The sequence below is a fragment of the Cytophagia bacterium CHB2 genome (assembly GCA_030263535.1).
In the GTDB taxonomy this organism is placed as follows: domain Bacteria; phylum Zhuqueibacterota; class Zhuqueibacteria; order Zhuqueibacterales; family Zhuqueibacteraceae; genus Coneutiohabitans.
On sequence record SZPB01000440.1, the window covers coordinates 1 to 4,655 of the forward strand.

Annotated in this window: 5 protein-coding genes; 2 read left to right on the forward strand and 3 right to left on the reverse strand. The window is 50.5% G+C overall.

Features of this window, described 5'->3' with window-relative positions:
- Both FBQ85_26790 and FBQ85_26795 read left to right on the forward strand, forming a co-directional pair.
- Positions 1–975: PorV/PorQ family protein (locus FBQ85_26790; GenBank protein ID MDL1878741.1), on the forward strand; the 975-nt coding region annotated here is incomplete at its 5' end.
- Positions 975–1,346: a hypothetical protein gene (locus FBQ85_26795; protein ID MDL1878742.1), complete on the forward strand. Its 372-nt coding sequence runs from the start codon at positions 975–977 to the stop codon at positions 1,344–1,346. The genes FBQ85_26790 and FBQ85_26795, both read left to right, overlap by 1 nt.
- 208 nt (positions 1,347–1,554) lie before the next feature.
- Here FBQ85_26795 and FBQ85_26800 read toward each other — a convergent pair whose 3' ends face one another.
- The 3 genes from FBQ85_26800 to FBQ85_26810 form a co-directional block, all read right to left on the reverse strand.
- Positions 1,555–2,739, reverse strand: a complete 1,185-nt coding sequence (locus FBQ85_26800; protein MDL1878743.1) for a carboxylate--amine ligase — start codon at positions 2,737–2,739, stop codon at positions 1,555–1,557.
- A 5-nt stretch (positions 2,740–2,744) separates the two neighbouring features.
- Positions 2,745–3,725, reverse strand: a complete 981-nt coding sequence (locus tag FBQ85_26805; GenBank protein ID MDL1878744.1) for a hypothetical protein — start codon at positions 3,723–3,725, stop codon at positions 2,745–2,747.
- A gap of 5 nt (positions 3,726–3,730) precedes the next feature.
- On the reverse strand, positions 3,731–4,655 hold a 925-nt coding region (locus FBQ85_26810), incomplete at its 5' end, for an MBOAT family protein (protein MDL1878745.1).

A 4,655-nucleotide genomic window follows, 5' to 3' on the forward strand; every position in this document is an offset into this window, starting at 1 on the left:
ACCACTGCACGTTTCTTGTTGCTGCAACCCTCGGCAACCTCCAATGCCATGGGCGGCGTGGGAACTGCGTTGACGGGCGATGCCTTTTCGGCCTATCACAATCCTGCGGCATTGGCGTTTTCGAAATCGTTTACGGCTGTGGGATCATTTGTCAAACCTATTCCCGTTTTTGGCGACATCGCGCATTCTTTTATAGGAATATCGCGCCCATTCGGCTCAACCGGCGCGTTTGCGGTATCGGCAAATTTGTTTTGGGCAGGGAAACAATTCGTAACTTCTGAAGACGGCGATATTCGCGGCATAACAAGCGAATTCGACTGGGTGGGCAAGATTTCCTATGCCTTGCCGGTTCGAAATAATCTCGCTTTGGGTCTGGGCATCAGTGTGGTGCAAAGAAGGGTTTGGGAGGACATTAAAGACTTTCGGAATCAACATAGTTATGAATACAAATTGACGCTGCCTAACAGATTAGGTATCATGATGGATGCCGGAGTCTTCATCCAAAACTTAATACCCGGCCTGCCCTCATTTAGCAACCGCGAGTTTACTGGTAGTCCACTTGATCCGTCTCACGAGGCGGGACTCTCGCTTGCAGTATCTCTTTTGAATGTGGGCCCAGAACTTTACTCGGCCCTTGAAGAGTCTACTGATCCCCTTCCGACGAAACTGATGATCGGCCTGGCGTACTCACCAATCCAGGTTGGAATCCTGGAATTCAAGCTGGCTTCTGATCTTGAAAAACAACTGCACGAGCCCTCAACGCTTGACTACGTACACCTCGGCGGCGAAGCCGGTGTCGGAGGTGTTCTGCGTTTGCGTGCCGGATATTTTGCAGATACGTTTGGCCCTAAAAACTCCTATTTCACCTGCGGCGGCGGCATCCGCATGAGATTTCTTGCACTCAACGTGGCGCGGTATACCCGCGCATTGTTGCCGAGCTGGCATTTTGATGGCGTCTTATCTTTGGAGTTATAATGATGCGCAAAACAGTATTGCTGGTCTTGGGATTTTTTGCATTGGCCTCATGCAATGATACCCACAAGATCGTTTCAAGCGGCAAAGAATCCGCGCCAAACGAGCCGCTGGCTTTTGGGTTGGAGCAGAACTATCCCAACCCATTTTATGGTCAGACTAGTATTCTTTTCAGCCTTAATTCCGCCATGCGCGTTCGCTTGAAAGTAATGACAGAAGATTGGCAGGAGGCGGCGACACTTCTAGATGCCCGGCAGCCGGCAGGGCAGTACCGGATAGTTTTTCAGGCAAAAGACTTGCCTGCTGGAAATTATTACTACACGATGGAAGCGCAAGGCACAATTCTGACCCGCGAGATGAAGATTTTGAAATAGCGCAAAAGCTCACTTTTTGATCAATTTGTCTGTAAATGTGATCACGACGAGGTCAAATTTGCAGGCAAATTGATCGTGATGAGATTGAGTCTACACAAATGCGATTTTTGGATGAAGCGCAAGAATATCCCACCGTTATTTTTATCCCCTTGAAGCGGCTCGATTCGTGTTGCCGCGCGAGCAACACTCCGATACGATAAACCCCTCTTCATCGCAATATTCTACTCTTCACCGACAGCAAAAACGGCGCAAGCGTGGGCATGGGGTCCAGCCAGCGAAAATGGGGAACCACTTGTTGCGTGTGAATCAAACTCTTCAACCATTGCCCCAGAGTGATTTCATTCAAAGACTTTAGTTCTTTGTAAGCCATGAAATCGCGATACGGAAACCACAACGTCATGCCCTGCTTGTAGGAATTGAGATGCGGCACCGGCAAGCCGGTCAGGTGGTTGTAAATCGCCAGGGATATATCCATGCCGCATCTAACCAGCAACTCGTGCGCCGCGGTGAAGCGGGGATTGCATTCAATAATCTTCAGCTTGTTGTCGCGCAAATCGCGTTTGAATTCGACATTGCCCAAGCCGCGAAAATTGATGCCGCGGAAAAATTTCAAACCCACTTCGGCGATTTCCGGATCCCAGGCCGTGATGTGATACGTGCCCTGGCCGTTGTTTTTGGGAAAGCGCCGCACGACTTTCTTGGTGTAATGAAACAGCGGATTCCCTTTGGCGTCGATGTAGGTGTAATAACTTCCCAAAAGACTATCAGGCCCTGGGATGAATTCCGTCACGATCGTCATCAACTGCTTGTCCAACGCCTGCCGCAAGCGCATGTGCAGCTCCTCGGCATTGTGCACGAAGAACAATTTTTTCTGATTGAACGCCTTTTGAAACAGATGCGAATGCTGCGGCTTGACGATCACCGGGAACATGAGATTGGGATCGATGTTGCCAAGATCGGCCTCGGTTTCCACGGGAATGAAGCGCGGCGTGGGCAGGCCGAGCGCGTTGGTCAGATCCATGGTCTTGCGCTTGTTGAGCAGCGTCAAGTGCAACTCGGGATTGGATTCGTCGAGAATGTAGTGTTGCTGCAACTCCTTGCGAAAATTGGCCAAGAATTCGATGCCATCATCGTTGCAGGGAAAGAGAACGCTGCCGTGCAACGCCGCGCTTTTTGGACCCAGCATCAATTCAGCCCAAAACTCGCTGACACTTTTCTTGTCTGCAATGGGAAACAGTTTTTTGGCATACTTGGTGTAGCACGCGCAGTTTTGATTGAGCACGGAAAGATAAACTGCGATGCCCCGGCTGCCCAGGCTGCGCGCGACAGACAAGGCATTCGATGATCCACCCAAAATCAGAACCGGAGGTTTTTGATGTTGATTTGCTTTCATGTCATTCAATCATTGTATTGTCGCGGGATATATCCAGCTTCCGTTAATACTTGTAGCAAGGCCTGATTGAAGAGGGCGACGCCTTGCATGTTCAAATGTTCGCGATCGTAATAGTACTCGGGCACGTCGAAATTCTGCGGCATTTCGTTGAAGTTGAAATATTGCACGCCGCGCTTTCTGGCGACCTCTGCAAAACGGGCCACAATTTCCGGATAATTCATGAAGGCTGCCACCGTCGCCTTCAGCTCCGGCTGCGTGACGAAGACGATTTTAACACCCTTGCTCTGCGCGAATGCCGCAATTTTGTCGAGATATTCAAATTGATTCTCGACCATCACCAGTGTTTTTTTAGTACGGTTGGGATTGGGCTGGTAATCTTTCAAACGCAATTTTGTGTATTCAACAAAGCCGCCGGCAATGTAGCGCTCGCCGGGTTGCGGCTTTTGCACAACCTCCGGTGTGTTGTCCGTTGCCTCTGCCAGCCAGCGCGAAACAGCGTCATTGATGCCGTTGGGGTTGCGCGTCGCCAGCGCCATCTGCAGCAATTCCACGCTGAAGGGCAGATTTACAGCTAGATCGTAATAAGCCTCTAATCCATCACGGCGAAAGAGATCATAATAAAGCTCAAAGACAATCAACTTGGGATTGAGTTGGTCAAAATAACGCTGCAGCAAATAATAAGTGTTCAACGGCGTTTGTCCGGATGATCCCATGTTGAAAGTCTTCAAACCGTGCTCGGCATAAATTCTGGGATCGAAGGTGCGATAGCAATGCGATGAGCCGAGAAACAGAATATCGACATTCTTAACCTGTTCGATTTCTGCAAAACGCTGGTAGGTAAAACCGTCTTCACCCGGATCAACCGGGTTGCGTGACGCCAGTTTCATCAACGTGGCATTGCCGAAACTGATATTCGACAAAAGAAACAACGCGGCCAAATAGACCGGCGGAAGCAAGATCGAAAAGAGAATCGTGCGTTGCAGCATCGCCGTCAAAATTGGAAATAGATGAATTCAATGTGCTGGTAAACGCCGAACAGCACAACCGCCAGAATCAGGGAATAATATACCGCCCAGCGCAGCGGCCTTGCCAGCGTTAGGAGGCGCGGCCCCATGCGGCCTTTTGAATCGAGCAGATCGAAGAGCAGCAAACTGCCAAGCGAGGCGAACGCGATGGCAAAATCGCCAAGATTGAGTGCGATATTGGCGCTCATCAAGTGTTCTGCCGTCAACTCGAGACGGAATATTTGCTGCAGCAATAACAGTGCTTCCGTCAGGGAGTTCGCGCGGAAGAAAATCCACGCCAAAAGCACAAGATGGAAGGTGATCGCCATTTTCAATACGGTGTGAAAGCGCGGATGGGCGTTGAGCCGTAAAACTTGAACCCAATGCGCGCGCAGTTTTTGTGTTAAAAGCGACAGGACAAAGTAACTCCCATGCAAAGCGCCCCAAACGACGAAGGTCCAGTTCGCGCCGTGCCACAATCCGCTGATCAAGAAAACCGCCATCAGATTGACGTACCAGCGCAGCCTGCTGACGCGGTTTCCTCCCAATGGGATGTAGAGATAGTCGCGAAACCAGGTGGAAAGCGAAATGTGCCAGCGCTTCCAGAATTCGCCGATCGATTGCGCGAGATACGGCTGCCGGAAGTTTTTCATTAAATCGAAGCCCAGCACGCGCGCGGCCCCGATCGCGATGTCCGAGTACGCTGAGAAGTCGCAATAAATTTGAAACGCAAAGAAGTACGTCGCGATGATGACCGGCAATCCGGTATAGTCCGCCGGGTTGTTGTAGACTTCATTCACATAGAGCGCCAGGCGATCGGCGATTACCAGTTTTTTGAAGAATCCCCACAGCATGAGCCGCAAGCCGGACACGACGCGATTGGCATCGAATTTATGTTCATGATCGAATTGC

Coding starts and splice junctions, on each gene's coding strand:
- FBQ85_26795 (MDL1878742.1), top strand. CDS start 975: ATGATGCGCAAAACAGTATTGCTGGTCTTGGGATTTTTTGCATTGGCC.
- FBQ85_26800 (MDL1878743.1), bottom strand. CDS start 2,739: ATGAAAGCAAATCAACATCAAAAACCTCCGGTTCTGATTTTGGGTGGA.
- FBQ85_26805 (MDL1878744.1), bottom strand. CDS start 3,725: ATGCTGCAACGCACGATTCTCTTTTCGATCTTGCTTCCGCCGGTCTAT.